The organism is Streptomyces sp. CC224B (assembly GCF_030010595.1).
In the GTDB taxonomy this organism is placed as follows: domain Bacteria; phylum Actinomycetota; class Actinomycetes; order Streptomycetales; family Streptomycetaceae; genus Streptomyces; species Streptomyces longispororuber.
In genome coordinates, this window is record NZ_JASCXL010000017.1 from 76,043 (window position 1) to 102,440 (window position 26,398).

At 74.0% G+C, this 26,398-nt stretch carries 25 protein-coding genes and 4 pseudogenes; 12 read left to right on the forward strand and 17 right to left on the reverse strand.

Features of this window, described 5'->3' with window-relative positions; translation table 11 throughout:
* The 4 genes from QK440_RS09505 to pssA all read left to right on the forward strand — a co-directional run bounded on the left by QK440_RS09505 (position 1) and on the right by pssA (position 3,419).
* Positions 1-519, forward strand: a complete 519-nt coding sequence (locus QK440_RS09505; protein WP_282792566.1) for a MaoC family dehydratase — start codon at positions 1-3, stop codon at positions 517-519.
* Positions 516-1,730 carry an acyl-CoA dehydrogenase family protein gene (locus tag QK440_RS09510; RefSeq protein ID WP_282792567.1) on the forward strand — a complete coding sequence of 405 codons (1,215 nt, stop codon included), beginning with the start codon at positions 516-518 and terminating at the stop codon, positions 1,728-1,730. Before QK440_RS09505 ends, QK440_RS09510 begins: the two co-directional genes overlap by 4 nt.
* Positions 1,731-1,912: 182 nt before the next feature.
* Positions 1,913-2,569, forward strand: coding sequence for a phosphatidylserine decarboxylase (locus QK440_RS09515; protein ID WP_282792568.1), 657 nt, complete (start codon positions 1,913-1,915; stop codon positions 2,567-2,569).
* Positions 2,556-3,419, forward strand: coding sequence for a CDP-diacylglycerol--serine O-phosphatidyltransferase (gene pssA / locus QK440_RS09520; RefSeq protein ID WP_282792569.1), 864 nt, complete (start codon positions 2,556-2,558; stop codon positions 3,417-3,419). The genes QK440_RS09515 and pssA overlap by 14 nt, the downstream gene beginning before the upstream one ends.
* Positions 3,420-3,604: 185 nt before the next feature.
* On the opposite strand, the gene QK440_RS09525 is transcribed toward pssA, so the two are convergent.
* Complete coding sequence (locus QK440_RS09525) at positions 3,605-3,847, reverse strand: DUF6411 family protein (protein ID WP_282792570.1); 243 nt, start codon at positions 3,845-3,847, stop codon at positions 3,605-3,607.
* Between the two features lie 107 nt (positions 3,848-3,954).
* On the opposite strand from QK440_RS09525, the gene QK440_RS09530 reads away from it, so the two are divergent.
* Positions 3,955-4,410 (forward strand): VOC family protein, encoded by a 456-nt coding sequence (locus tag QK440_RS09530; protein ID WP_282792571.1) that lies wholly within the window; start codon positions 3,955-3,957, stop codon positions 4,408-4,410.
* Positions 4,411-4,550: 140 nt separating this feature from the next.
* Here the strand turns inward: QK440_RS09530 and QK440_RS09535 are convergent, their stop codons facing one another.
* Together QK440_RS09535 and QK440_RS09540 are read right to left on the reverse strand one after the other, a co-directional pair.
* Positions 4,551-4,922, reverse strand: coding sequence for a hypothetical protein (locus QK440_RS09535; protein ID WP_282792572.1), 372 nt, complete (start codon positions 4,920-4,922; stop codon positions 4,551-4,553).
* 118 nt (positions 4,923-5,040) lie between these two features.
* Positions 5,041-5,262: pseudogene (locus QK440_RS09540) on the reverse strand (MerR family transcriptional regulator); the annotation flags it as partial.
* Between QK440_RS09540 and QK440_RS09545 the strand changes: the two are divergent.
* The 3 genes and pseudogenes from QK440_RS09545 to QK440_RS09555 all read left to right on the forward strand — a co-directional run.
* Positions 5,236-5,343 (forward strand): annotated as a pseudogene (locus tag QK440_RS09545) (oxidoreductase); the annotation flags it as partial. The pseudogenes QK440_RS09540 and QK440_RS09545 overlap by 27 nt on opposite strands.
* Positions 5,326-5,408: pseudogene (locus QK440_RS09550) on the forward strand (hypothetical protein); the annotation flags it as partial. The pseudogenes QK440_RS09545 and QK440_RS09550, both read left to right, overlap by 18 nt.
* Before the next feature lie 6 nt (positions 5,409-5,414).
* On the forward strand, positions 5,415-5,639 hold the full coding sequence (locus QK440_RS09555; RefSeq protein ID WP_282792593.1) for a DUF6183 family protein: 225 nt from the start codon (positions 5,415-5,417) through the stop codon (positions 5,637-5,639).
* 155 nt (positions 5,640-5,794) lie between these two features.
* On the opposite strand, the gene QK440_RS09560 is transcribed toward QK440_RS09555, so the two are convergent.
* Complete coding sequence (locus QK440_RS09560; protein WP_282792594.1) at positions 5,795-6,913, reverse strand: glycerate kinase; 1,119 nt, start codon at positions 6,911-6,913, stop codon at positions 5,795-5,797.
* 240 nt (positions 6,914-7,153) lie between these two features.
* Here QK440_RS09560 and QK440_RS09565 point away from each other — a divergent pair, with 240 nt between their 5' ends.
* Entirely contained in the window at positions 7,154-8,287 is a 1,134-nt protein-coding gene (locus QK440_RS09565) for an ADP-ribosylglycohydrolase family protein (protein ID WP_282792573.1), read from the forward strand.
* A gap of 89 nt (positions 8,288-8,376) precedes the next feature.
* The gene (locus tag QK440_RS09570; RefSeq protein WP_282792574.1) at positions 8,377-8,871 is read left to right on the forward strand and encodes an NUDIX hydrolase; all 495 of its coding nucleotides are present in this window, start codon (positions 8,377-8,379) and stop codon (positions 8,869-8,871) included.
* Between the two features lie 47 nt (positions 8,872-8,918).
* Here the strand turns inward: QK440_RS09570 and QK440_RS09575 are convergent, their stop codons facing one another.
* From QK440_RS09575 to QK440_RS09605, 7 genes are all read right to left on the reverse strand, one after another.
* Positions 8,919-9,404 (reverse strand): methylated-DNA--[protein]-cysteine S-methyltransferase, encoded by a 486-nt coding sequence (locus tag QK440_RS09575; RefSeq protein ID WP_282792575.1) that lies wholly within the window; start codon positions 9,402-9,404, stop codon positions 8,919-8,921.
* A gap of 229 nt (positions 9,405-9,633) precedes the next feature.
* The gene (locus QK440_RS09580; protein ID WP_282792595.1) at positions 9,634-11,115 is read right to left on the reverse strand and encodes an AlkA N-terminal domain-containing protein; all 1,482 of its coding nucleotides are present in this window, start codon (positions 11,113-11,115) and stop codon (positions 9,634-9,636) included.
* Between the two features lie 256 nt (positions 11,116-11,371).
* Entirely contained in the window at positions 11,372-11,902 is a 531-nt protein-coding gene (locus tag QK440_RS09585) for an O-acetyl-ADP-ribose deacetylase (protein WP_282792576.1), read from the reverse strand.
* Positions 11,899-13,329, reverse strand: a complete 1,431-nt coding sequence (locus tag QK440_RS09590) for an NAD(P)/FAD-dependent oxidoreductase (RefSeq protein WP_282792577.1) — start codon at positions 13,327-13,329, stop codon at positions 11,899-11,901. Before QK440_RS09590 ends, QK440_RS09585 begins: the two co-directional genes overlap by 4 nt.
* Before the next feature lie 106 nt (positions 13,330-13,435).
* The gene (locus QK440_RS09595) at positions 13,436-14,293 is read right to left on the reverse strand and encodes an inositol monophosphatase family protein (RefSeq protein ID WP_282792578.1); all 858 of its coding nucleotides are present in this window, start codon (positions 14,291-14,293) and stop codon (positions 13,436-13,438) included.
* 201 nt (positions 14,294-14,494) lie between these two features.
* The gene (locus QK440_RS09600; RefSeq protein WP_282792579.1) at positions 14,495-16,318 is read right to left on the reverse strand and encodes a gamma-glutamyltransferase; all 1,824 of its coding nucleotides are present in this window, start codon (positions 16,316-16,318) and stop codon (positions 14,495-14,497) included.
* 9 nt (positions 16,319-16,327) lie between these two features.
* Complete coding sequence (locus tag QK440_RS09605; RefSeq protein WP_282792580.1) at positions 16,328-17,269, reverse strand: helix-turn-helix transcriptional regulator; 942 nt, start codon at positions 17,267-17,269, stop codon at positions 16,328-16,330.
* Positions 17,270-17,701: 432 nt separating this feature from the next.
* Between QK440_RS09605 and QK440_RS09610 the strand changes: the two genes are divergently transcribed.
* On the forward strand, positions 17,702-19,090 hold the full coding sequence (locus QK440_RS09610; RefSeq protein ID WP_282792581.1) for a hypothetical protein: 1,389 nt from the start codon (positions 17,702-17,704) through the stop codon (positions 19,088-19,090).
* 154 nt (positions 19,091-19,244) lie between these two features.
* Positions 19,245-20,309: a lipoate--protein ligase family protein gene (locus QK440_RS09615; protein WP_282792582.1), complete on the forward strand. Its 1,065-nt coding sequence runs from the start codon at positions 19,245-19,247 to the stop codon at positions 20,307-20,309.
* Here QK440_RS09615 and QK440_RS09620 read toward each other — a convergent pair.
* The 6 genes and pseudogenes from QK440_RS09620 to QK440_RS09645 form a co-directional block, all read right to left on the reverse strand.
* Positions 20,275-20,961 (reverse strand): DUF4232 domain-containing protein, encoded by a 687-nt coding sequence (locus QK440_RS09620; protein ID WP_282792583.1) that lies wholly within the window; start codon positions 20,959-20,961, stop codon positions 20,275-20,277. The genes QK440_RS09615 and QK440_RS09620 overlap by 35 nt on opposite strands.
* 83 nt (positions 20,962-21,044) lie before the next feature.
* Positions 21,045-22,043 (reverse strand): TIGR03842 family LLM class F420-dependent oxidoreductase, encoded by a 999-nt coding sequence (locus QK440_RS09625; RefSeq protein WP_282792584.1) that lies wholly within the window; start codon positions 22,041-22,043, stop codon positions 21,045-21,047.
* 10 nt (positions 22,044-22,053) lie between these two features.
* Entirely contained in the window at positions 22,054-23,457 is a 1,404-nt protein-coding gene (hydA, locus tag QK440_RS09630) for a dihydropyrimidinase (RefSeq protein ID WP_282792585.1), read from the reverse strand.
* Positions 23,458-23,539: 82 nt separating this feature from the next.
* Complete coding sequence (locus QK440_RS09635; RefSeq protein ID WP_282792586.1) at positions 23,540-24,823, reverse strand: aspartate aminotransferase family protein; 1,284 nt, start codon at positions 24,821-24,823, stop codon at positions 23,540-23,542.
* On the reverse strand, positions 24,820-25,662 hold the full coding sequence (locus QK440_RS09640; RefSeq protein ID WP_282792587.1) for a nitrilase-related carbon-nitrogen hydrolase: 843 nt from the start codon (positions 25,660-25,662) through the stop codon (positions 24,820-24,822). Before QK440_RS09640 ends, QK440_RS09635 begins: the two co-directional genes overlap by 4 nt.
* A 186-nt stretch (positions 25,663-25,848) precedes the next feature.
* Positions 25,849-26,398: pseudogene (locus tag QK440_RS09645) on the reverse strand (hypothetical protein); the annotation flags it as partial.

The following is a 26,398-nucleotide window of genomic DNA, read 5'->3' on the forward strand; positions in this document are numbered from 1 at the left end:
ATGCAGTTCGGCCGCACCTACGAGGAGTTCGAAGTCGGCGCCGTCTACAAGCACTGGCCCGGCAAGACGGTCACCGAGTACGACGACCACCTGTTCTGCCTGCTGACCATGAACCACCACCCGCTGCACCTGGACAGCAACTACGCCGAGAACACGACGGACTTCGGCAAGAACGTTGTCGTGGGCAACTACATCTACTCGCTGCTGCTCGGCATGTCCGTCCCCGACGTGTCCGGCAAGGCGATCGCGAACCTGGAGATCGAGTCGCTGCGGCACGTGGCGCCGACCTTCCACGGGGACACGATCTACGGCGAGACGACGGTCCTCGACAAGACGCCCTCCAAGTCCAAGAGCGACCGCGGGATCGTCCACGTGGAGACCAGGGGCTACAAGCAGGACGGCACGCTGGTGTGCTTGTTCCGCCGCAAGGTGATGGTGCCCACCCAGACGTACATCAAGGCGCGCGGCGGCGAGCAGCCCGGCCGCCCGGAACTCGAGCAGCAGGAGAAGCAGCCATGAGCCGACTCGCCCAGACCCACGGGCTCACCGACGTGCAGCGGGAAATCCTGGCAACGGTCCGTGACTTCGTCGACAAAGAGATCATTCCGGTGGCGACGGAGCTCGAGCACCGCGACGAGTACCCGCAGCGGATCGTGGACGGGCTCAAGGACTTGGGCCTGTTCGGCCTGATGATCCCCGAGGAGTACGGCGGTCTGGGCGAGTCGCTGCTGACGTACGCGCTGTGCGTGGAGGAGATAGCGCGCGGCTGGATGTCGGTCTCCGGCATCATCAACACCCACTTCATCGTGGCGTACATGCTCAAGCAGCACGGCACGCAGGAGCAGAAGGAGTACTTCCTGCCGCGGATGGCGCTCGGTGAGGTGCGGGGCGCGTTCTCGATGTCGGAGCCGGGGCTCGGCTCGGACGTGGCGGCGATCACGTCGAAGGCGGTCAGGGACGGCGACGAGTACGTCCTGAGCGGCCAGAAGATGTGGCTGACCAACGGCGGTACGTCAACGCTGGTGGCCGTCCTCGTCAGAAGTGACGAAGGACACTCCGCCGAGGGGACGGGTGCCGCCCCGCACAAGTCGATGACCACCTTCCTGGTGGAGAAGGAGCCGGGCTTCGGCGAGGTCCGCCCCGGCCTCACCATCCCCGGGAAGATCGACAAGATGGGGTACAAGGGGGTCGACACCACCGAGCTGATCATGGATGGCCTGCGGATTCCGGCCAATCGCGTCCTCGGCGGGGCCACCGGCCGAGGGTTTTACCAAATGATGGACGGGGTCGAGGTCGGCCGCGTGAACGTGGCGGCGCGTGGCTGCGGCGTCGCTCAGCGTGCCTTCGAGCTGGGGGTCTCGTATGCCCAGCAACGGCACACTTTCGGCAAGCCCATCGCCCAGCACCAGGCGATTCAGTTCAAGCTCGCCGAGATGGCTACCAAGGTCGAGGCCGCCCATGCCATGATGGTGAACGCGGCACGCAAAAAGGACTCCGGGGAGCGAAACGACCTGGAAGCCGGGATGGCGAAGTACCTGGCGTCCGAGTACTGCAAGGAAGTCGTGGAGGACGCGTTCAGGATCCACGGTGGCTACGGCTTCTCGAAGGAGTACGAGATCGAGCGCCTCTACCGCGAGGCACCGATGCTCCTGATCGGTGAAGGTACCGCCGAGATCCAGAAAATGATCATTGGCCGACGACTCCTCGAAGAGTATCGATTCCAGGGCTGAATGTCCGGCTTGGGGTGGTTTCTTCGAGACCCCATCGAGAAGAAGATCACACCCTGTCAGCACGCAGCGGCGGCCGACTCGGCTTCCTGGCTTGCCCAGTTGTGGCTCGCAACCGATACGATCCCGGGAAAGCCGCCGTCCCCCCGTATGCAGTGCGGCATCATCCGCTACGAAGGTCATCCATGCCCCACAGCCAAACCTCTGCACCTCGCGACAGCCTGGCCGGCGTACGCCTCGCGCGCGGAGCATCGCCGTGGCTCCTGCCGACCGTCGCCACCGCGGCACTCAGCCTGGCCCGCGCGCGCCGGTCCAAGGGTGCTGCCGCCCTCGCCGTACCGACCACCGCTCTCGCTGCGGGCATGCTGTGGTTCTTCCGCGACCCCGAGCGCGAGATCACCAGCGGCAGGGTGATCTCGCCGGCCGACGGTGTCGTCCAGAGCATCATGCCCTGGAAGGACGGGCGCACTCGCGTCGCCATCTTCATGAGCCCCCTCAACGTCCACGTCAACCGCGCGCCGCTGGCCGGCACGGTGACGTCGGTCGAGCACATCCCGGGCGGTTTCGTCCCGGCGTTCAACAAGGAGAGCGAGAACAACGAGCGCGTCGTCTGGCACTTCGACACGGAGCTCGGCGACATCGAGATGATCCAGATCGCGGGCGCGGTCGCCCGGCGCATCGTCCCGTACCTGCCGCAGGGCACGAAGGTCGAGCAGGGCGAGCGGATCGGCCTGATCCGCTTCGGCTCGCGCGTCGACCTGTACCTGCCCGAGGGCGTCGAGGTGGATGTCGAGGTCGGCCAGAAGACCGTGGCTGGGGTGACTCGCATTGACCGTGACTGATCCCGAGGCCCAGGCGGGCTGGGTGCCCGAGGCCGTCGACACCGCGGTGGACGACGCCGACGAGGAGATGCCGCTCTCGCTGCGCCTCTCGATAGCGGACACCCTCACGCTCGGCAACGCCACCTGCGGGTTCATGGCGGTGTACTTCACCACCACCGGCATCCTCATCCCGCACCTCACGGGCAGTGACCAGTCCGGCATGGCCCGGCACAGCGCGGCCACGGCGGTGATCCTCATGCTGTGCGCGGCGGTCTTCGACCTGTTCGACGGCCTCGTCGCGCGCAAGCTGCGCTCGTCGCCGATGGGCGCCGAGCTGGACAACCTCTCGGACCTGATCAGCTTCGGGCTCGCGCCCGCGTACTTCGTGCTCGTCTACGGCATGGTCGCCGACGACGCGCACCAGCGGGTCGCGGCGGTGGGCGCGATCGTGGTCCTGCTCGCGGTGGTGCTCCGCCTCGCCAGATTCTCCTGTGTCACGCTGCGTGACGGGGTGTTCCAGGGGATGCCCTCGCCCTTCGGGGCGCTGACGGTGGTCTCCATCGTGCTCCTGGAGCTGCCCTTCGAGGCCACGCTCCTCGCGATCATCGGTACGGCGTGGCTCATGGTGAGCCGCGTGGAGTACCCGAAGCCGCGCGGGCTCCTCGCCGTGGCCATGCTGGCGTGGATCGTCTCCGCGATGGGGCTGCTCGCGGCGTGGGCCTTCGACGCGCCGGGCGGACAGCTCCTGCTCCAGACCGGGTGCGCCCTCCAGCTCGTCCTGGGCGCGGTGATCCCCCTCTTCGCCACGGCCCGCAGGGTGAACAACTTCCGGGACAACCGCCGCGAGGCCCGGGCGGCCCAGCTCCCTTAAGGGCACCGTCCGGGCAGGCCCGGGCCTCCACGGCCCGTACCGACCCCCCGGACACCAGAACGGCAACAGTGAGCGCCGTGCACGTCCCGTGCACGGCGCTCACTGTTGTTCCACCACGCCTGGCCGAGAGCCGCTCCCGCCCGCCCGGGGGCGTGCGCTCACCGCGGCGTGCGGCGACGCGTGGTTCAGAACGGCATGCGGCCCCGGGCGCGGCGCCCGGCGGAGCCGCTGTGGCTCACGGCCTTGGAGCTGCTGCGGAAGGGCTTGCTGAAGATCCGGCCCAGGATGCCGGGGGCCTTGCCTCCGGCGCGTGAACCTACTCCGAGGGTGCGCTGGGTGCCGCGTTCGGGATGCCTGGACAGCCGGGGGACGAGGAAGGCCAGGAGGGCCAGGACGACGCAGACGGCGACGATGCCGACAACTACCATGGGGGGCTCCCTGGGGGTGAGGTGTGTCTGCCGCTTGCCCCGTCAGCCCGTGCTCATGCGCCCTGAGGCGGGCGTTCGGCCGGAGCCGGGGCGGGCACCCGCAGTCCATGGCCAACGACGCATGCCGCATCCGGCTGGTGCAGACGGTGCTCGACAGCACCGACGCCCGCAAGCTCGCCGAGTTCTACCGGTCTCTGCTGGGGCTCGACTACGCGGAAGGGGACGAGCCGCCTCCGGCCGGTCAGCCCGACGAGCGCGGCAGGGACTGGCTCGTCCTGCGCACCCCCGGCGGCGGACCGCAGCTCGCCTTCCAGCAGGTGGAGCACCTGCGCGCACCGGACTGGCCCGACGGCCCGGTCCCCCAGCAGATGCACCTCGACCTGAGCGTCGCCTCGCTGGAGGAACTGCGGAACCAGCACGAGCGCGTGCTCACCCTCGGCGGCAGCCTGCTCAGCAACCGGGACCGGCCGGACGCCGACGACGAGGAGCGCTTCCGCGTCTACCGGGACCCCGAGGGGCACCCGTTCTGCGTCTTCGTCGCGGAAGCGGAGCGGAACGCCTAGGCCGCCGCAGCCTGCGGGCCGGGCCGAACGTCCGGCCGCTGCTGCCGCGTACGGCGTACGGCGCTCGGCGTGCGGCGTACGGCGCTCGGCGTGCGGCGCCCGGCGTGCGGCGCCCGGCTACGGCGCTCGATGTCCGCGGCTCAGAAGGCCTCCCGGAACTTCTCCCTCCAGGTCAGGGGCGGCCCCTCCGTCTCCTCCTGCGTGTGCACGAGCCGAGCAGTGGTCACCCGTATATGGCATTCACGGCGCCGCTGCCGGATCGACACCACCCACGCGCCGTCCCGTGTCAGGAAGGCCCTGCGGGCGGGCACGTCACCCGGCCTCGTGTGCTTGGCGATCACGGTGGGCGTGTACTCCAGAGCGAGCTGCTCGGCCACCGCGGCGGCCTGCTCCTCGTCCGGTCCGACACTCCGCGTGGCCGCCAGCCTCCACCGGTGCAGCCTCAGTTCCGAACCGTCGGCGTACTTGGTCTCCCGCGTGTCCTCTTCGACGAGGACGTACCAGGTGGTCATCAGGCAAGCCTAGGCAGGACGCGGGCTCGGCTCCGTGCCTTCGGCATCCGCCGGGTCAGGGCTTCTCGTACCGCTGCCGGCACGGCGAGCGCACACGACGCGGTCGCGCGCGCCTGTCTCAGGTCGTCGGGTCCCAGAGGCCGTCCGCCTCGCCGCGGGACAGGTGTGCGGCGTAGACGCCGACCTTCCAGGTGATGAGGGACCGGCACTCCTCCAGGGCCTGGGTCTGTGCGTCGACGCGCCGGCGGTGGGCGTCGAGGAGGCGCAGGCGTTCCGCCTCGTTGCCCGGTCCGCGGCGTACCAGGGCGGCGAAGTGCTTGAGGACGTCCTGGCCGGTCTCGATCTCTCCGGCAGGATGGCCGTGGTGACCGGGGGCTACTCCGGGCTCGGCCTGGAGACCACGGTGACGGTCGCCGCGGCGGCGCACGCGCCCTCGGCCGAGGACACGACGACCCCGGCCGCCGCCGGGCTCATCGGCGCGGCGGTGGCGGACTGGGTCGAGAAGTCCAACGGCCGCGTCGAAGCGCGCGTCTTCGGTCTGACGGCTCCCCTGGAGGCCGCGTCGAGGAGGTCGAGGCCCGCGTACGGGAGTGCGCCTGGTACGACTTCGAGGCCGGAACCCCTTGGTTCGAGCGCGTGGCCTGGGACATCGGCCTGGTCGCGGTCTGTTCCGAGGGCCGACGGCTGGCGGTGCTGGCCGCGACGGACACCGACTGAGTACGCCACCGAGTACACCACCGCTATGGCACCGCGTACGGCACCGAGTACGCCGCCGTGGGCTGCGGCTGCGGCCGTGAGCTGCGGCCCGGCGGAACGGGCCGCGCCCGCGCCGCCAGGCGGCTGTCGCTGCGTGGCACGCGGTGCCGCGGCTGTCAGGTCAAGAAGTCCCGCGCGATGTTCCCGGCCAGTTGCTCCAGGAGCGGGCCCGCCTCGGCGATGCAGCGGGCCGTGTCCGGCTCGATGTCCGTCAGGGCGTACGCGCGGCGGATGCCCGCCGTGCCGAGGGCGGACGGGGGCAGCGCCAGGCGGCCGCAGACGGCGATGACCTCGATGCCGGCCGTGCGGGCCGCGCGGGCCACCCCGGCGGGCGCCTTGCCGTGCAGGGTCTGCTCGTCCAGCGAGCCCTCGCCGGTGATGACGAGCTGTGCCCCGGCCAGCGCGGGCCCGAAGCCGAGGACGTCCAGCATCACCTCGATGCCGGGCCGGAAGGACGCGCCGAGGCCGACGAGGGCGCCGTAGCCGATGCCGCCCGCGGCCCCCGCCCCCGGCGCCTCGGCGTACTCCAGGGCGCGCGGCCCCGCGGTTTCGGCCAGCACCTGGGCGTAGTGGGCGAGCGCGGCGTCCAGCGCCGCCACGTCCTCGGCAGAGGCGCCCTTCTGCGGGCCGTACACCGCAGGTGCGCCCTTGGGGCCGGTCAGCGGGTTGTCGACGTCGCTGGCCAGGACGGTCTCGGCCTCGGCGAGGCGCGGGTCGAGCCCCGACAGGTCCGCCGACGCCAGGTCGCGCAGCGGGCCGCCGCCGGGCGCCAGGGGCTTTCCGGCCGCGTCCAGGAACCGGCCGCCGAGCGCGGCCAGCATCCCCGCGCCCCCGTCCGTGGTGGCGCTGCCGCCCACGCCGAGGACGAGGGTGCGCGCGCCCGCGTCCAGGGCGGCGCGGATCAGCTCGCCGGTGCCGTACGTCGTCGCGGTGAGCGGCGCGAACACCCCATCGGGCAGGCGTTGCAGCCCCGAGGCCTCCGCCATCTCCACGACCGCGGTGCCCTCGCGCAGCGCGTAGGCCGCCGCGACCTCGGTGCCGAGCGGCCCGGTCACCCGTACCTCGCGGCGCTCGAACCCGGCCGCCACGGCCGCGTCGACCGTGCCGTCGCCGCCGTCCGCCACGGGCAGCGCCCGCACCGGCAGGTCCGGCACGACCCCGCGCAGGCCCGCCGACACGCGCTCGGCGACCGCCACGGCCGTGAGCGACCCCTTGAACTTGTCCGCGGCGATCAGTACGTGTCCGCGGCCCCCACCGCCCCCGCCGTGCTCCGCCTCGCGGCCCTCCTCGTGCGCTGACGTCACTGCAGCGTCCGCCACCTTGCACATCCCTTGCTTCCGGCCTTGCTCGCGTCAAGGCAGTCGCGCCGCAGCGACCATAACCGCAGGAGGGGCCCGCTGCCCAGGGGCACCGGAGCCGCGCCCGCCGCGCCGCGGAGGGCGTGCCTGCCGCCCCGGCGCGGGTAGACCGGACCCATGACGCAGACGGCACAGGGGACGGCGCTCGCGGACCGCGTGCTCGGCGGGTGGCTCGGCCGGGTCGCGGGCAACATGCTCGGCAAGCCCGTCGAGCGGGGCGATTACTGGACCCGCGAGCGCATCGACCGCTACCTGCGGCTGACCGACGCGCTGCCGCTCACCGACTACCTGCCCCCTCCCCCGCCCGACACCACCGGCTTCGAGCTGCGCCCCGAGTGGCGCTCCTGCGTGCGCGGGCGGATCCACGGGAGCTGCCGCGACGACGACGTGGACTACACGATCCTCGGCCTCGACCTCTTGCGGACGCATGGCTTCCGCTTCACTACGGAGCAGGTGGGCGAGGCGTGGCTGCACCGGCTGCCGTACCGGCAGACGTTCACGGCGGAGCGCGCGGCGTACCGCAACCTGGTGAACGGCCTCAGGCCGCCGCTGACGGCGACGTACGACAACCCGTACCAGGAGTGGATCGGCGCGCTGATCCGTGCCGACGTCTACGGCTGGACCTGTCCCGGTGCCCCGCGCCGGGCCGCGGCGCTGGCCCGGCGCGACGCCGCGCTCTCGCACACCGGCAACGGCGCCTACGCGGCGATGTGGGCGGCGGCCCTGATCGCGGCCGCGTTCACGGCCGCCACCCCGCGCGAGGCCGTGGACCGGGCGCTCGGCGTGATCCCGGCGGGCTGCCGCGTGGCGCGGGCGGTGCGCCGCGTGGCGGCCCTGCACGAGGCGCGGCTGAGCTGGGAGGAGACGCTCGACGCCGTGGAGCAGGAGACGGCCGGGCTCGGCTGGATCCACGCGGTGCCGAACGCCGCTGTGCTCACCGCCGGGCTCCTGTACGGCGACGGGGACTTCACCCGCACCCTCGCGCTGACGGTCCGCGGCGGCCTGGACACGGACTCGAACGGCGCGACGGCCGGGTCGTTCGCGGGCGTGCGGTGCGGGGCCGCGGGCATCCCGGCGCGGTGGCGCGACCCGCTGGAGGACACGGTCCGCAGCGCGGTGTTCGGCTACGACGGGGCCCGGATCAGCGAACTGGCGGCCTGGACGACGGAATTGGCCGGCAGGTCCGGCGAGGCGCCGGGCGAGGCGTCGGGCGAGGTGTCCGACGAGGTCTCCCCCGGGGCGGACGGCTGACCGGTGTGCGCCGTCCGGGCCCGTGCGCACCCTCCGCGCGCACCGGACGCCCCCGGCCCGGGCCGGCCGCCGGGGCTACCCTTCCCCCCGTGACGACACTCGACTACGCCGCCTACATCGCGAGCCTGCCCCGCGTGCTCGCCGGAGCCGCCGCCCTCATCCGGGACACCTCGGGGCGGATCCTCATCGTCGAGCCGAACTACCGCGACACGTGGACCCTTCCGGGCGGGGGTGTCGAGTCCGCCGACGGCGAGTCGCCGCGGCAGGGCGCGCGCCGCGAGACCGCCGAGGAGGTCGGCCTCGACATCGAGCCCGGCGGGCTGCTGGTGGTCGACTGGGTGCCGGGCACGGACGAGCGGCCGCCGCTGGTGGCGTTCCTGTACGACGGCGGGGTGCTGCCCGACGAGCGGTTCGCGGCGATCCGGCTCCAGGAGGAGGAGCTGCTGTCGTGGCGCCTGGTGGAGCGCGCGGAGCTGCCGTCGTACCTGTCGGCGCCGCTCGCGCGCCGGGTGACCGCCGCGCTCGGCGTCCTCGACGGGGGCGGCGGCGCCGTGGAGCTGGAGGACGGCCGCCCCGCGCGCTGAGCCCCCCCCGCTCGGCGCGTGGCCGCCCGCTGAAGCCGCCGGGCCCGCTAGAACAGCGCGGCGCCGCGCTCGAAGTCCAGCAGCCGCCGCTTGCGGTCGAGCCCGCCGCCGTAGCCGGTCAGGCCGCCGCCCGTGCCGATGACGCGGTGGCAGGGCACGATGACGCTGATGGGGTTCTTGCCGTTGGCGAGGCCGACGGCACGCGAGGCGGCGGGCTTGCCCAGGGCCGCGGCCAGCTCCCCGTACGTACGGGTGTGCCCGTAGGGGATGTCCAGGAGCTGCTCCCAGACGGAGCGCTGGAAGGGCGTGCCGTCCAGGCGCAGGGGCAGGTCGAACTCCTTGAGGTCGCCCGCGAAGTACGCGTCGAGCTGCTCGATCGCCTCGGCGAAGCCCTCCGGGTCCCGGTCCCCGAAGGTCTCCTCGGCGGGGCGGTGCCGCTGGCCGGTCATGTAGACGCCACTGAGGGTGCCGTCGGTGGCGACGAGCGTGAGCGGCTCGTAAGGGCTGTCGATGACGGTGTGGGTGCGGTGCATCAGGGTCCCTGGGGTCCTTGGTCCTTGGTGGTCGGGTCCGGGTCGGGTCCGGATGAGGATGAGGGTGTGGTGAGGGTCTGCGGGCCGACCGGTCGTCCCGGTCGATGGTGTACGGGGCCGGTCGTGTCCGGGTGGAGGGCGCCGGGGTCGGCAGCGTACGGGGCGGCGTACCGGCTGCGGCGTACGGGGCGGCAGCGGATGCGGGGCGCGCCCGTGGCCGGGCGGCCGGTCAGCCGGGGATGCGGTTGACGGGGTGGTCGTCCGTCGCCCACAGGTACTGCACGGCGTACGCGCGCCACGGGCGCCAGGCCGCGGCGCGGGCGGTGAGCGCGGCGGGCGTGTGCGGCAGCCCGAGCGCCTGGGCCGCGCGCCGGATGCCGAGGTCGGAGGGCAGGAAGGCGTCCGGGTCGCCGAGCGCGCGCATCGCGATGATCTCCGTCGTCCACGGCCCGAAGCCGGGCAGCGCGGCGAGCTGGGCGCGGGCCTGCTCCCAGTCGTTCTCGACGCCGAGCCGGAGCGTGCCGTCGGCGAGGTGGCGCACGAGGGTGGTCAGGGTGGTGCGGCGGCTGCGCGGGAGCGCGAGGGCCTCCGGGTCGAGCGCCGCGAGCGCCCCGGGCGCCGGGAACAGATGGGTGAGGCCGCCCTCGGGGTCGTCGACCGGCTCGCCGTACGCGGTGACCAGGCGCGCGGCGTGGGTGCGCGCGGCGGCCGTGGAGACCTGCTGCCCGAGCACCGCGCGGACGGCGAACTCGGCCTCGTCCACGGTGCGCGGCACGCGCCGCCCCGGCGCCTTGTCGACGAGCGGCGCGAGCAGCGGGTCGGCGCGGAGCTGGCCGTCCACGGCGACCGGGTCGGCGTCCAGGTCGAGGAGCCTGCGGCAGCGGCTGATGGCGTGGGTGAGGTCGCGCGGGTCGGTGAGGGTGAGGCGGCAGCCGATGTGGTCGGGGTGCGGGGTGAGCGCCACGATGCCGTGGCCGTACGGCAGGCGGAGCGTCCGGCGGAGAGAGCCGCCGCGCCACTCCTCCACCCCCGGTACGGCGGTGGCGATGAGGTGGCCGAAGAGGTTGTCGGGGTTGAGCGGGGCCCGGAACGGCAGCCGCAGCGAGAACGTGCCGTTGGCGGCGGGGGCCGGTGCGCCCCGGCCCCGGCGGGCGGCGCGGGCGCGCAGCTCCCCCGGCGCGAGCGCGAAGACCTCGCGGACCGTGTCGTTGAACGTGCGGATGGAGGCGAAGCCCGCGGCGAAGGCGATCTCCGCCATGGGCAGGGTGGTCGTCTCGATGAGGAGCCGCGCGGTCTGGGCCCGCTGGGCGCGGGCGAGCGCGAGCGGCCCGGCGCCGAGCTCGGCGAGCAACTGGCGCTCGACCTGCCGGGTGCTGTAGCCGAGGCGGGCCGCGAGTCCGGGCACGCCCTCGCGGTCGACGACGCCGTCGCCGATGAGGCGCATGGCGCGGGCGACCAGGTCGGCGCGCTGGTTCCACTCGGGCGAGCCGGGGCTGCTGTCGGGGCGGCACCGCTTGCAGGCGCGGAAACCGGCCTGCTGGCAGGCGGCGGCGCTCGGGTAGAACGTCATGTTCTGCGGCTTGGGCGGGACGACGGGGCAGCTCGGGCGGCAGTAGATGCGCGTGGTCAGCACGGCGGTGAAGAACCAGCCGTCGAACCGGTCGTCCTTGGACTGCACGGCGCGCACGCAGCGCTCGAAGTCGCTGTGCATCCCCGCGGGCGCGGCGGTCCCGGAGGCCGGGCGCGGCGCCCGCCGGGCCCCGTTCCTCCCGGCCGCCCGGGGCCCCGGCCCCGGCTCCCGCGGAGCGGTGGTCGGCTCGGGCGCCGGGGACGGCACCAGGGCGGTGGTTCCCGCGGGGGTGGCGGGCGGCGCGGTGGCCGGAGTCGGCTCGAAGGGGGTGGGCGTCAGGGCGGGCATGGCACAAGCATCCGGGATCGGCGGGCCCCGGGCTGGCGGGAATCCGACATCAGCCTTCGGCTGCCAGGGCCCGCTCGAACGCCCGGTACGCCGCGTCGTCGAAGAGGACGAAGCGCACCTCCTCCACCGCGGGGAGTGCCGCCGAGGCGTCCCGGACCGCGCGGACCGCGATCCGCGCCGCGTCCTCCACCGGCCAGCGGTACACCCCCGTCGAGATGGCCGGGAACGCGACCGTACGGGCGCCGAGTCCGGCGGCGACGCGCAGGGACTCGCGGTAGCAGGAGGCGAGGAGCGCGGAGCGGTCCTCGGTGGCGGACCAGACGGGTCCGACGGTGTGGACGACGTGCGCGGCGGCCAGCCGCCCGGCGGTCGTGGCCACCGCCTGGCCGGCGGGCAGCCCCTTGCCGTAGTGCCCGGCGCGCAGGCGGCGGCAGGCGTCGAGGATCTCCGGGCCGCCCCGGCGGTGGATGGCGCCGTCGACGCCGCCCCCGCCGAGCAGCGAGGAGTTGGCCGCGTTCACGAGGACGTCGGCGCGCTGGGCGGTGATGTCGCCCTGGACGAGGGTGACGCGGGCGGTCACCGTCTGCCCCCTTCCTGCCGCAGGCGCCGCCAGACGGCCTTCGCGGCGTTGTGCCCGGACATGCCGTGCACCCCGGGCCCCGGCGGGGTCGCGGAGGAGCAGAGGAACACGGCCGGGTGCCGGGTGTGGTACGGGAACGCGGTGAGCCGGGGCCGCAGCAGCAGTTGCAGGCCGCTGGCGGCGCCGCAGGCGATGTCGCCGCCGACGTAGTTGGCGTTGCGCGCGGCGAGCTGGGGCGGGCCCGCGGTGGCCCGGGCGAGGACGCGGTCGCGGAAGCCGGGCGCGAACCGCTCCACCTGCCGCTCGACGGCGTCCGTCAGATCGCCCCGCCAGCCGTTGGGGACGTGGCCGTACGCCCAGAAGACGTGCTTGCCCTCGGGGGCGCGGGTGGGGTCGGCGACGCTGGGCTGGACCGTGATGAGGAAGGGCACGTCCGGGGCGCGGCCCGCGCGCGCGACGGCGTGCAGCGCGGTGCCGATGTCCCGGCTGCCGGGACCGATCTGGACGGTGCCGGCCCGGCGGGGCGCCTCGGCGGTCCAGGGCACGGGCCCGTCCAGGGCGTAGTCGACCTTGAAGACGGCGGCGCCGTAGCGGTACGCGTCGTAGGAGTGGCCCAGTCCCGCGATGCGGGCGAGCGCGGCGGGCGAGGTGTCGAAGACGTAGGCGCGGGCGGGCGGCAGGTCGTCCAGGCGCCTGACCTCGTAGTCGGTGTGGACGCCGCCGCCGAGGTCCTTGAGGTACGCGGCGAGGGCGTCGGAGATGGCCTGGGAGCCGCCGCGCGCGACGGGCCAGCCGCGTGCGTGGGCGGCGAGCGCGAAGACGAGGCCCACGGCGCTCGTCGCGAAGCCGTTCAGGGGCGCGATGACGTGGGCGACGAGCCCGGCGAACAGCGCGCGCGCCCGGTCGTCGCGGAACCGCCGCGTCAGCCACGTGGACGGCGGCAGCCCCTGGAGCCCGAAGCGGGCCAGCAGCACCGGGTCGCGCGGCAGCGCGGTCGAGGGCAGCGCCATGAAGTCGCGCACCAGCGTGTCCCAGTGGGGCAGGAAGGGCTGGACGAGCCGGCGGTAGGTGCCCGCGTCGCGCGGGCCGAAGGAGGCCGCGGTCTGGGCCACGGAGCGGGCGAGCACGGCGGCGGTGCCGTCGGGGAAGGGGTGGGCCATGGGCAGCGGGGCGTGCAGCCACCGCAGGCCGTACCGCTCCAGGGGCAGCGCGCGGAACGCCGGGGAGTTGATGCCCAGGGGATGCGCGGCCGAGCAGGGGTCGTGCCGGAAGCCGGGCAGCGTGAGCTCCTCGGTGCGGGCGCCGCCGCCGACCGTGCCCTTGGCTTCGAAGAGGGCCACCGAGAAACCGCGGCGGGCCAGCTCGACGGCGGCGGTCAGACCGTTCGGTCCCGCCCCCACGACGACGGCATCGAGCATCGACGACACCTTCGGACTCCTTCGTCAGCCGGCGGCCAGTGCCGCACAGGATATGCCGGGGCACCGACAGCACCGAGGCCGCGGGACGTACGCCCGGGGCGGGCGGTCCCGCGGCTCAGGCGCCTTCGGCCAGCGCCTGGGCCACCCGGCGGGCCGTGGCCTCGTCCCGCGCCGCGGTGAACGGCAGGGCGTTGCCCCCGGTCAGGGCGAAGGGCACGCCGTCGCGCGTGAGGTGGGCGCCGCCCGCCTCCTCCACCAGGAGCAGGCCCGCCGCGTGGTCCCAGGCCAGCTCCCAGGTGAACGCGATGGCGTCCAGCTCGCCCCGGGCCACCGCCAGGTACTCCAGGCCTGCCGAGCCGCACGGCCGGGGGGCGAGGCCCTCGGCGTGCAGCCCGAGCAGGGAGCGCTTCTGGTCCTCCGTCGTGAAGTCCGGGTGGGAGGTGGCGACGGTGAGCGGACGGCCGGGCGCGGGGGCGCCCGCGCGCTCCAGTCGCGCGCCGTTCAGCGTCGCGCCCCTGCCGCGGACGGCCACCGCGAAGGTGTCGAGCGCGGGGGCGTACGTCCACGAGGCCAGCACCACGCCGTCCAGGGCGAGCGCGACCAGGGTGCAGAATCCGGGGTCCCCGTGCACGAACTGGCGTGTCCCGTCGACGGGATCGACGATCCACACCGGCGCGCCCCCGGCTATCGCGTCGTAGCTCGCCGGGTCGGCGTGCACCGCCTCCTCGCCGACGACGACGGAGCCGGGGAGCAGCGCGGTGAGCTCCCGGGTGAGGTGCTCCTCCGCGCGGCGGTCGGCGACGGTCACCAGGTCGTGCGGGCCGCTCTTCTGGACGACGTCGCCGTCGGCGAGCTGCCGGAACCGCGGAGTGATCTCCGCGGCCGCGGCCTCGCGGACGACGCGCTCCACGTCGGCGGCCTGGCGGGCGAGAAAGTCGTCGATGCTTTCCTTGATGTCCTGCGTTTCGATCATGCCTCCATGAGAGCACGCGGCACTGACATCCCGTGCGGGAGGGGTGAACAACGGGTGGAATCCGGATGAAATCCCCCGATGCCGCCCCGCGACCCCCGCGACCCCCGCGACCGTGGCGCCCCCGAGCCGACCCGGGCCCCGCCCGGGCCCCCCGCCCACGGCCCCGAATCCGCGCCCCGAGCGCACCGCGGCCGGAGAACCTCAGCGCCCCACCGCGTACCCCTGCATCCCCCGGGGATTCGCCGCCGCCGAGAGCACTCCGGTGCGCGGGTCGCGGGCCACCGCGCAGAGCCTGCCCTCCGACCAGGGCTCCCCCACGGTCACGTCGTGTCCGCGTGCGCGCAGCTCCGCGACGACGGCCGGGTCCGCGCGGGACTCGAGGGTGACGCTGCCGGGCCGCATGCCGCGCGGGTAGAAGGAGCCGGGGAACGCGTCGTTGTGCCAGTTCGGGGCGTCGACGGCGCCCTGGAGGTCGAGTCCGCCGCGGACCGGGGCGCGGAGTGCGGCGGCCAGGAAGAAGTGGAGCTGCCACTGGTCCTGCTGGTCGCCGCCCGGTGTGCCGAAGGCGAGGACCGGCACGCCGTCGCGGAGCGCGAGGGACGGGGTCAGCGTGGTGCGCGGGCGGCGGCCCGGGGTGAGCGTGTTGGGCAGCCCCTCCTCCAGCCAGGTCATCTGCAGGCGCGTCCCGAGGGGGAAGCCGAGCTCGGGCACCACGGGGTTGGCCTGGAGCCAGCCGCCGGACGGCGTGGCGGCGACCATGTTGCCCCAGCGGTCGACGACGTCCAGGTGGCAGGTGTCGCCCTGGGTGGCGCCGTTCCGGGCGACGGTCGGCTCTCCGGCGCCCGCGGCGGCACCGGTGCCCGCCAGGATGCCCTGCGCGTCGTACGCGGAGGCGCCGGAGGCCGCCTCCCGCGCGCGGGAGGCCAGCCGCGGCTCCCGGCCGCCCGGACGGCCGGGCCGCAGCTCGTAGGAGGCCTCGGCCCCGACGAGGGCCCGCCGCTCGGCGTTGTACGCGGCCGAGAGCAGCTCCTCCAGGGGCACGTCGGCGGCGTCGCCGTACCAGGCCTCCCGGTCCGCCATGGCGAGCTTGCAGCCCTCGACCAGGAGGTGCACATACGCCGCGGAGCCGTACGCGGGCAGGGTGTCCGGCAGCAGGGCGAGCTGCTGCAGGAACACCGGGCCCTGGCTCCAGGGCCCCGCCTTGCACAGCGTCCAGCCGCGCCAGTCGTACGTCACCGGGTCCTCGTACGTCGCCGACCAGTTGGCGAGGTCGGCGGCCGTGAGCGTGCCGGTGTGCCGCTCCCCGCTGGTGTCCAGGGTGGGGCGGGCGGCCTGGCGCACCAGGGCCTCGGCGACGAAGCCGGAGCGCCACACCGCGCGGGCGGCCTCGATCTGCTCGACCCGGTCGGCGCCGCCCGCCGCCTCGGCCTCGGCGAGCAGGCGCCGCCAGGTGGCGGCCAGGCGGGGGTTGCGGAACAGCTCGCCCGGGGCGGGCGGCGCGCCGCCCGGCAGGTACACCTCCGCCGACGACGTCCACTCCGTCTCGAACAGCTCCCGCACCGCCGCGACGGTCGCGCCGACGCGCTCCACGGGCGCGTGGCCGTCCTCGGCGTACCCGATGGCGTACTTCAGGACGTCGGCCGGGCGCAGGGTGCCGTGGTCCCGCAGGAGCAGCATCCAGGCGTCGAAGGCGCCGGGCACGGCGGCGGCCAGCGGGCCGGTGCCGGGCACCAGGGCGAGGCCGAGGCCGTCCCGGTAGTGCGCGACGGTGGCCCCGGCGGGGGCGACGCCCTGCCCGCACAGGACGCGCACCGGGCCGTCCGCGGGGGCGAGGAGGATCGGCACCTCGCCCGCGGGCCCGTTCAGGTGCGGCTCCACGACGTGCAGGACGAAGCCCGCGGCGACGGCGGCGTCGTAGGCGTTGCCGCCGCTCTCGAGGACGGCCATCGCGGACTGGGAGGCGAGCCAGTGCGTGGACGACACCATGCCGAAGGTGCCCTGGAGGGTGGGACGCGTCGTGAACATGCCCGCAGGCTAGCGGCGCCCCGGTCCGGGCCCTCCCGCCGGCGGCGGGATCAGTCCGTGGGTCTGGGCCAGCAGCACGGTGGCCACCCGGTCCCGGGTGCCGAGCTTGCGGTAGACGCTCTGGATGTGCTTCTGCACGGTGTGCACCGAGATGCCGAGGCGCCGCGCGATGACCGCGGCCGTCAGGGCGTCGCCGAGCAGACCCAGAACGGTCAGCTCCCGCGGCGTGAGGTCGCCGCCGGGCCGCGCGCCGTCGCCGGGGTGTGCACCACCGGGCCGTGCCCCGTCACCCGGCGCGCCGTCACCGGGCCGTGCCCCGTCACCGTGCGCGCTGTCGCCGGGCGGGCGCTCACCGGCCGTGCCGCCGCCTTCCGCGCCGGTCGCTCCGGCCGCGCCGGTCGTGCCGGTCCTGCGGCAGCGCTCAAGGAGTTCGGCCTGACGGTCGACGGCCGCGAGCAGGGGCTGGATGCGCCGCGCGTAGGCGAGGTGGGCCGCGGTGAAGGCGGGCCCGGAGCGGCAGATCAGGAAGGCGCGGAACGGCCGCGCGGCGTCCGTCAGCGGCAGGCCGAGGAGGTGGTCCGCGCCGAGCGCGGTCCGCAGCAGCTCCGCGGTCCGGCAGGTGCCCCACTCCCGGTCGCCGAGCACGTCCGCCGCGGTGCGCGGGATCCGGTCGCCGGTCGTCGCGTAGTGGGCCGCGAGGGGGCAGGCGCGGTGGAGGTGGCGGCGCACCGCTTCGACGTCCGCCCCGGTGGCGCCGTCCGCGCTCCAGAAACGCATGGCGCCTCCGGCGCACGCCGGCCCGTCCCGTCTGAGGAAGAGGAATTCACCGCCGCAGGCCTTCAGTAACTCGGTGACCACCGGGTCCCATAACCGCCGTGGATCCGGTTCCCGTAACGCCAGGACGGCCAGATCGAGCATGCGTTCATAGTGGTCCACGGATAAGGCAGCCATATCTGACACGGTCTCTCCCCAAAACTCCTCGTCGCACTTCTGCCACGTCCCCCGGATGTCGATACGCACATTTACCCATACCACTCGGCGCCGAAGTGGGCGAGTCTGGTTCCGCCGACCGCCGAACGAGGTGAGCGCACCGGTCCGCCCGGCGGGCAGTGCGCTCCGTACCAGCGAACAGACCCGTCCACCCGACCGCGCGTCCCGCCATGACGTGCGGTTACCGGCGGGCGGACAGCCTCCCATTTCCCCGGCGCGCGTCCTGGCGACCGGACAGGGGGAAAACTCGCAGTTTACGGCCTCCGACCCATGTCCGGGCGAGGCGACCGCCATTCACGTACGTCAACGCGGCGAACCGGTCAGGCAGCCGTCCGGCAACCGCCCCCGGACGGTCCCGATGGTTCGTCAATTACTCGCGAAGGGGAAAATCTCTTGCCTCTCGACCCCGCCGTCGACCGACCCGCCGCGCACAATGAACGCGGCGTCATCGCCGAGCATTACTACGCCCTTCAGAGCCTGCGCTCCATTGAGGACGCGCGCGCCGAGACCACCGCGGAACCGGTGACTCCGGAAGCTCTGCTCGTCGGGCTGTACCAGTCCGCCGAGATCGCCCTCTACAACCTCACCGACCTCCTCGACCGCGCCGAGGGCCACCTGCGGGCGATGGACGTCGAGCGCTGCGTCGCCGCCCTGCACTGGGTGCGCAGCTTCCACCGCGTCCTGGTGCGGCTCAGCGTCGCCGCCCTGCGTGTCAGCGGCACCCTGCGCCCCGACACGCCCCGCTGGGAGGTGGCGGCGACCCCCGCCTACGCCGAGTTCGAGCCGGCGCTGCGCCGCTTCGACCAGCAGCTCGCCGGCCTGGCCGCGCAGGGCCGCGTCGACGTCGACCGGATCATCGCCGAACGCGGCCTGGAAGACCCCTGGTTCAACGTGTTGCACTGCGTGCGCGTCGCCAACCACGACGCCCGCGTGTGGAGCGCCAATCTCGCCAAGTCCGCCCACCCCGCCCCGGGAGCCGACCCGGCTCGCCTGCTGGCGACCGAGCGGCTGCGGCACGCCGTGCACGAGCACCACCTGGCAGGCGACACCTACTTCACCCAGTTCCGCGCCCTGCACCAGATACCGGAACTGCTCGTACGCGAGATCAACGACCGCATCGAGGCGGCCATCCTCCACGCCCGCAAGGGCGACCTCGCCAGGGCCGTGGACATCCTGGACGGCGCCGCCGAGCTGTTCGACCCCGTCGAGGTGTGCCTGCCGCCGATCGTGGACAACCTCAGCACCCACGACTACCACCAGATCCGCGAGAACCTCGGCCTGACCAGCGGCAGCCACTCGGTCAGCATGCGCTTCCACCTCTTCACCGACCTGTTCGAGCAGTTCGGCCAGGAACTGGCCCGCCTGCGCGACGAAGGCTCCGCTGACCCGTTCCTGCCGCGCCTGGAGCGGCACGGCGTGGGCCTGCGCGTGTTCATCTTCGCCTGGCGCGACATGCACCTGCACCCGCCGCGCAACAACCTCGGGGGCATGGAGACCAAGTCCCTCACCGGCGCACCGGACGCCATCCGCACCGTGCGCAAGATGCGCGACAACGCCGCCCAGGCCGACCCGACGGCCCGCCCCGGCCACAGCGCCCACGTACCGCTGAGCGCCACCGGCAGCCCCCTCGCCGCCTACCTCGACGGACCCGAGTCCACCGACGGGATGCTGCTGGCCGCGACCGGCGCCTCCACCCAGTCCAACTTCCAGGACGTCCAGGAACGCAAGGAGTTCTTCTCCCAGCCCTGCCCCTTCAGCAAGCCGCAGCGCCGCGTCGTCTGACCGCGAGCGGCCCGCGTCCGGCACCCGTACGGCCCGCCGTCCGCGACCTCCCGAGGCCGCGGACGGCGGGCGCCCGTCCCGTGGCGCCCTGGGTTAGCGTGAGGGGACGTTTCGGGCAGGGGCAAGGGCCGCTGCGGACACACTGGAGGATGCGGTGCACGGCGAGTACAAGGTCCCCGGCGGCAAGCTCGTCGTGGTCGATCTGGACGTCGAGGACGGCGTCCTGCGCCACGTGCGGGTGGCCGGGGACTTCTTCCTCGAACCGGACGAGGCGATCCTCGCCATCGACGCCGCCCTGGAGGGCGCCCCCGCCGACACGGACGCGCCCGGTCTGGCCGCCCGCGTGGAGGCGGCGCTGCCCCCGGGCACCGTCCTGTACGGCCTCACGGCGGAGGGCGTCGCGATCGCCGTGCGCCGCGCCCTCGCGCACGCCACGGACTGGACGGACTACGACTGGCAGCTCGTCCACGAGGGCCCGCAGCCGCCCGCGCTGCACATGGCGCTCGACCAGGTGCTCACCGAGGAGGTCGCCGCCGGGCGGCGGCCCCCGACGCTGCGCGTGTGGGAGTGGGGCGCCCCCTCGGTGATCATCGGCAGCTTCCAGTCGCTGCGCAACGAGGTGGACCCCGAGGGCGCCGCCCGGCACGGCATCGGCGTGGTGCGGCGGATCTCCGGCGGCGGCGCGATGTTCGTGGAGCCGGGCAACACCATCACGTACTCGCTCTCGGTGCCGGACGCCCTCGTGCAGGGCCTGTCGTTCCAGGACAGCTACGCCTACCTGGACGACTGGGTGCTCGGCGCGCTCGGCGACATGGGCGTCAAGGCCTGGTACCAGCCGCTGAACGACATCGCCACGGACGCCGGGAAGATCGCGGGCGCCGCGCAGAAGCGGATGATCGGCCCGGGCGGCGGCCCGGGCGCGGTCCTGCACCACGTGACCATGGCCTACGACATCGACGCCGACAAGACGCTCGACGTGCTGCGCATCGGCCGCGAGAAGCTCTCCGACAAGGGCACGAAGAGCGCCAAGAAGCGCGTGGACCCGCTGCGCCGGCAGACCGGGCTGCCGCGGGAGGCCGTCATCGAGCGGATGGTCGACTCCTTCCGCGGCCGGTACGGCCTGGCGGAGGGCAAGGTCACCGACGCGGAGCTGGCGCGCGCCCAGGAGCTGGCGCGGACGAAGTTCAGCTCGCCGGAGTGGACGGCCCGGGTGCCGTAGGAGCCGCCCCGGTCGGTGCCGGGGGCGCCTTCTTCCACGCGGTGACGCCGATCCGGCCCGTGCTGCCGAGGTCGATCCCGCCCTCGGGGGCGATGCTCCCCGACGGCCCGCCGGGCCGGGGCAGCACCTGGAGGCGCTCGCCCTGGACGGGGTCCTTCGTGGTGTCCGTGTAGGTGTTGCGCCAGACGACCGACACCGTCGCCGAGTCGCCGGTCCGCAGCGCCACGGGGTGCGGACCGGGGTCCTCCACACCGCTGGTGACGGCCTGCGTGCCCTTGAGGCTGTGGACGTCGTACGCGGTGCCGTCCTCGCCGAGGACCTCAAGGACCGGGTAGCCGTCCAGCAGGTAGCCGCCCGCGCCGCAGTGCGTGAGCCACACCGTCATCGCGCGCAGCCCCATCGCGCTCTCCACGGGGCCCGCCTCCAGCAGGGTGCCGCTCCTGCCCGCGCAGTCCCGGGTCGGCTGGGCCGGGGCGGCGCCCTCGTCGACGGAGGGCGCGGGCGACGGGTCCAGCGGGGAGGGCACCCCGGCCCCGGCCCCGGTTCCCCGTCCGTCGTCCCGGCCGTCGTGGCCTTCCCGGCCGCAGCCCGTGGCGAGCAGGGCGGCGACCAGGACGGCGGCGGTGGCGAGCGGTGTGCGCGGGAGAGTCACGGCAGGATCATGTCACGCCGACCGGGCCGCGCCCGCTCGTCGGGCGGGATCGCGCCAGGGCCGGGACCGCGGGGGCGCCGGGGTCAGGACAGGGCCGGGATGATCTCCGCCCCGTAGGCGTCGATGACCTGTTCGCGGGCGTCGTGCATGGCGTACAGGGCGAACTGGTCGACGCCGAGGTCCTTCAGCGTCCGCAGCTTGTCGAGGTGCGCGGCGGCCGGGCCGACGAGGCAGAAGCGGTCGACGATCTCGTCGGGCACGAAGGCGGTGTCGGGGTTCCCGGCCCGCCCGTGGTGGCGGTAGTCGTAGCCCTGCCGCTCCTTGACGTACGCGGTGAGGGCCTCGGGGACCATCCCGGAGTGCTCGCCGTACCGGGCGACCAGGTCGGCGACGTGGTTGCCGACCATGCCGCCGAACCAGCGGCACTGCTCGCGCGCGTGCGCCAGGTCGGCGCTGACGTACGCGGGCGCGGCCACGCAGATCGTGACGGCGGACGGGTCGCGCCCGGCCGCGGCGGCCGCGTCCCGGACGGCCTTGACCATCCACTCGGTCAGATAGGGGTCGGCGAGCTGGAGGATGAACCCGTCGGCCTTCCGCCCGGCGAGCGCGAGCGCCTTCGGGCCGTACGCGGCCATCCACACGGGGAGTCTGCCGTCCCTGACCCAGGGGATGCGCAGGGTCCGCCCGCCGACGTCGGCCTCGCGCCCCTCGGCGAGGTCGCGGATGACGTCGATGGCCTCGCCGAGCCGGGCCAGGGTGTCGGGTGCGCGCCCGGCGACGCGCATCGCGGAGTCGCCGCGGCCGATGCCGCACACGGTGCGGTTGCCGAACATGTCGTTGAGCGTCGCGAACGTGGAGGCGGTGACCTCCGGCGTCCGGGTGCTGGGGTTGGTGACCATCGGGCCGACGACGAGGTCCTGGGTGTGCTCCAGGATCTGGCTGTAGATCACGAAGGGTTCCTGCCACAGGACGGCCGAGTCGAAGGTCCAGCCGTGGCGGAAGCCGTTCTGCTCGGCACGCCGCATCAGGCCGACGACCTCGGACGCGGGCGGATCGGTCTGGAGGACGAGTCCGAACTCCACGGGGAACCTCCTAGTTCAGGTACTGGCAGGTGGCGCGGGGCGTGTACACGCCGTGCCCGGCGCGGCCGGTGAACTCCCGGCCGTCGATGACGACCTCGCCGCGCGACAGGACGGTCTCGACGCGGCCGGTGACCCGCTTGCCCTCGTAGGCCGAGTAGTCGACGTTCATGTGGTGCGTCGCCGCGGACAGCACCTGCTCGGCCGCCGGGTCGTAGACGACGACGTCGGCGTCGGCGCCGGGCGCGATGGTGCCCTTCTTGGGGTAGAGGCCGAACATGCGCGCGGGCGCGGCGCAGGCGATCTCGATCCAGCGGCGGCGGCTGATGTGCCCGTCGACGACGGCCTGGTGGAGCAGGTCCATGCGGTTCTCGACGCCCGGGAGGCCGTTCGGGATCTTCGAGAAGTCGCCGCGGCCCAGCTCCTTCTGGCCGCTGAAGCAGAACGGGCAGTGGTCGGTGGACACCACCTGGAGGTCGTCGGTGCGCAGGCCCCGCCAGAGCGCGGCCTGGTGCTCGCGGGGCCGCAGGGGCGTGGAGCAGACGTACTTGGCGCCCTCGAAGCCGGGCTCGGCCAGGTTGTCGGTGGACAGGAACAGGTACTGCGGACAGGTCTCGCCGAAGACCGGCAGGCCCTGGTCGCGGGCGGCGGTGAGCTCGGCCACGGCCTCCTGGGCGGAGACGTGCACGACGTACAGCGGCGCCCCGGCGACCCGGGCGAGCTGGATGGCGCGGTGCGTGGCCTCGGCCTCCAGGAGCGCCTTCCTGACCTCGCCGTGGTGGCGGGGGTCGGTCTCGCCGCGCTGGAGGGCCTGTTCGACCAGGACGTCGATGGCGAGGCCGTTCTCGGCGTGCATCATGATCAGGCCGCCGTTGGCGGAGGCGCGCTGCATGGCCCGCAGGATCTGCCCGTCGTCGCTGTAGAAGACGCCCGGGTAGGCCATGAACAGCTTGAAGGAGGTGATGCCCTCCTCCACAAGGAGGTCCATCTCCTTCAGCGTCCGTTCGTTGACGTCGGAGAGGATCATGTGGAAGGCGTAGTCGATCGCGCACCTGCCGTCGGCCTTGGCGTACCAGGCGTCCAGGCCCGAGCGCAGCGAGCGGCCCAGGGTCTGCACGGCGAAGTCGACGATGGTGGTGGTGCCGCCCCAGGCGGCGGCCCGGGTGCCGGTCTCGAAGGAGTCGGAGGCGAAGGTGCCGCCGAACGGCAGCTCCATGTGCGTGTGGGCGTCGACGCCGCCCGGAATGACGTACTTCTCGCGCGCGTCGATGACACGGTCCGCGGTCCACGCCGCGGCGGCCTCGGTGCCGTGCGCGGCGAGCGCGGCGATCCGGCCGTCCTCGACGAGCACGTCGGCGTGGGTCTCTTCGGCGGCGGTGACGACGAGTCCGCCGCGGATCAGGGTGCGGGTCCCCATGGTCGTACGCTCCTCGGTGTTCGTGGCTGCGGGCTGCGGGGCCGCGGCCCGTCCGCGCGGGCCGCGCGGACGGGCCGCCGGGTCAGAGGCTGTGCAGGGCCCGTTCGAGGATCGCCGCGCCCTCCTCGGCCTCGGCGACCGTCAGGGTCAGCGGCGGCGCGATCCGCAGCACGCTGGTGCTGTGGCCGCCGCCCTTGCCGAGGAGCAGGCCGCCCTCGCGGGCCGCCTCCAGGGCGGCGGCGGCCGCCTCGGGGTCGGCCTCGTCCGTGCCGGGCCGGACCAGCTCGACGCCGATCATGAGGCCGCGGCCGCGCACCTCGCGGACGGCGGGGAGCTGGGCGCAGATCGCGCGCAGCCGCTCGATGAGCAGGCCGCCGACGCGGCGGGCGTTGCCCTGGAGGTCGTGTTCGAGGAGGTAGGTGAGGTTGGCGAGGCCGGCCGCCACGGTCACGGGTGAGCCGCCGAAGGTCGAGATGGAGTTCGCGTCCAGGCAGTTCATGACCTCGGCGCGGCCGACGACGCCGCCGATCGACATGCCGTTGCCGATGCCCTTGGCGAAGGTGAGCAGGTCCGGCGGGCCCGCCTGGCCGTGCGCCTGCCAGCCCCAGAAGTGGTCGCCGGTGCGGCCCCAGCCGGTCTGCACCTCGTCGGCGATCCACAGGATGCCGTGCTCGTCCAGGACCTCGCGGAAGGCCCCGTACAGGCCGTCGGGCGGCGAAGTGAAGCCGCCGACGCCCTGGACCGGCTCGGCGATCAGCGCGGCGGCACCGCCGCGGACCTGGCCGAGCATGTCCCTCAGGTCGGCGACGCACGCGGCGGTGAACTCGGCGTCGCCGAGAGCGGCGTAGGGGCCCCGGGTGCGGACGCCGCCGTGGACGTAGAGCGTCTGGAGCGGGGACAGGCTCGTGGGCGACCAGGACCGGTTCCCGGTGATGCCGACCGTGGCGAAGGAGCGGCCGTGGTAGCTGTTGCGCATCGCCAGGATCTGGTTGGAGCGGCGGTACGTGGTGGCGAGCAGCAGCGCGGCGTCGTTCGCCTCCGTGCCGGACGTCGTGAAGAACACGCGCGCGTCGGGGATGCCGGACAGGGCGGCGATCCGCTCGGCGAGGTCCACCATGGGGCGGTTCAGGTACAGCGTGGAGCTGTGGACCAGGCGGCCCGCCTGCTCGGCGACGGCCTTGGTGACCTCCGGCAGGGCGTGCGCGGTCATGGTGGTGAGGATGCCGCCGAAGAAGTCCAGGTAGCGCCGGCCCGCGGCGTCCCAGACGTGGCGGCCCTCGCCGTGGGTCAACTCGACCGGGTCCGCGTAGTAGAGCGCGAGCCAGTCCGGGAGCACGGCCTTGTGCCGCGTGTACAGGTCCGTCACGGCTTGACCAGCCCCTCGTACGCGTCCGGGCGCCGGTCCCGGTAGAAGGCCCACTGCTCGCGCACTTGGTCGAGCAGGCCGAAGTCCAGGTCGCGGACGAGCAGTTCCTCGGTCTTGTCGCTCGCCGTCCCGTCGACGAACTGCCCGCGCGGGTCGACGAAGTAGCTCGTGCCGTAGAAGTCGTTGTCGCCGTACTCCTCCCGGCCGACGCGGTTGATCGCGGCGACGAAGTACTCGTTGGCGACCGCCGCCGCGGGCTGTTCGAGCTGCCACAGGTGGGCGGAGAGGCCGCGGGAGGTCGCCGAGGGGTTGTAGACGAGCTGCGCGCCGTTCAGGCCCAACTGGCGCCAGCCCTCGGGGAAGTGGCGGTCGTAGCAGATGTAGACGCCGACGCGGCCGACGGCGGTGTCGAAGACGGGCCAGCCCAGGTTGCCGGGGCGGAAGTAGAACTTCTCCCAGAAACCCTTGACTTGGGGGATGTGGTGCTTGCGGTACTTGCCCAGGTAACTGCCGTCGGCGTCGATCACGGCGGCCGTGTTGTAGTAGAAACCGGACTGCTCGACCTCGAAGACGGGCACGACGATCACCATGCCGGTCTCGCGGGCCAGCTCCCGCATCCGGCGCGTGGTGGGTCCGTCCGGCACCGGCTCCGCCCAGCGGTAGTGCTCGTTCTCCTGGACCTGGCAGAAGTACGGTGCGTTGAAGACCTCTTGGAAGCCGATCACCCGGGCCCCCTGCCGGGCGGCCTCGCGGGCGTGCTCCTCATGCTTGGCGATCATGGATTCGGTGTCGCCGGTCCAGGTGGCCTGGACGAGGGCGGCGCGGACGACGTTGGCCATGAGCTGCGCTCCTTCGACAGGACGTCAGAGAGCCTCTACGCCCGTAGACTTGGTGCGTAGACAGACGAACGTAAGCCCCATCGACGGCCTTGCCAAGACCATCGTCGGCACGCGCCGGAGTCGATCATGCTCCGCCACCCGAGCGGGCGCGGAACGGCCGCCTCCGCCGGGGCCGGCGGCGGGCGGTCAGGTGGCGAGGCCCGTGACGCGCAGCGCGTGCACGAGGTCCCAGTGGTGCTCGTCCGACACCGCCTTGGCGGTTTCCAGGAGCAGCGGCAGGAGCCGCTGCGCGTCGGTGTGCGCACAGGCCGCGACGTCCTCCGCGGTACGCACGCGCACGTACGCGTCCAGGAGCGCGCGGGCCTCGCGGGCGCGGCCCGCGTCGAGGAGCGCGAGCAGCGACTCGGCGATCTCGGGTGCGGGCCGGGCCACGCCCTGGCGCAGGAGCTTGCGGCAGTCCTCGGCGCGGCCCGCGCCCGCGAGGGCGTCGGCGACGGCCACGAGCCGGTCCGGGGGCAGCGACGCGGCCTCCCACAGCAGGGTCGCCCAGTCGGCGGCGAGGCCCGCGTGGTGCAGCTCCTCGGCGAACAGCGGCAGCCGCGCGGCCGGCCACCCGGCCGCCTCGACGAGCACGCCGTGCGCCTCGCCGCTGCGGCCCTCACCGCGCAGCCGGATGAGGGCCCGCACCGCCTCGGCGGTGGCGCGCTCGTCGTCGGCGCCGCCTGCCGGAGCCGGG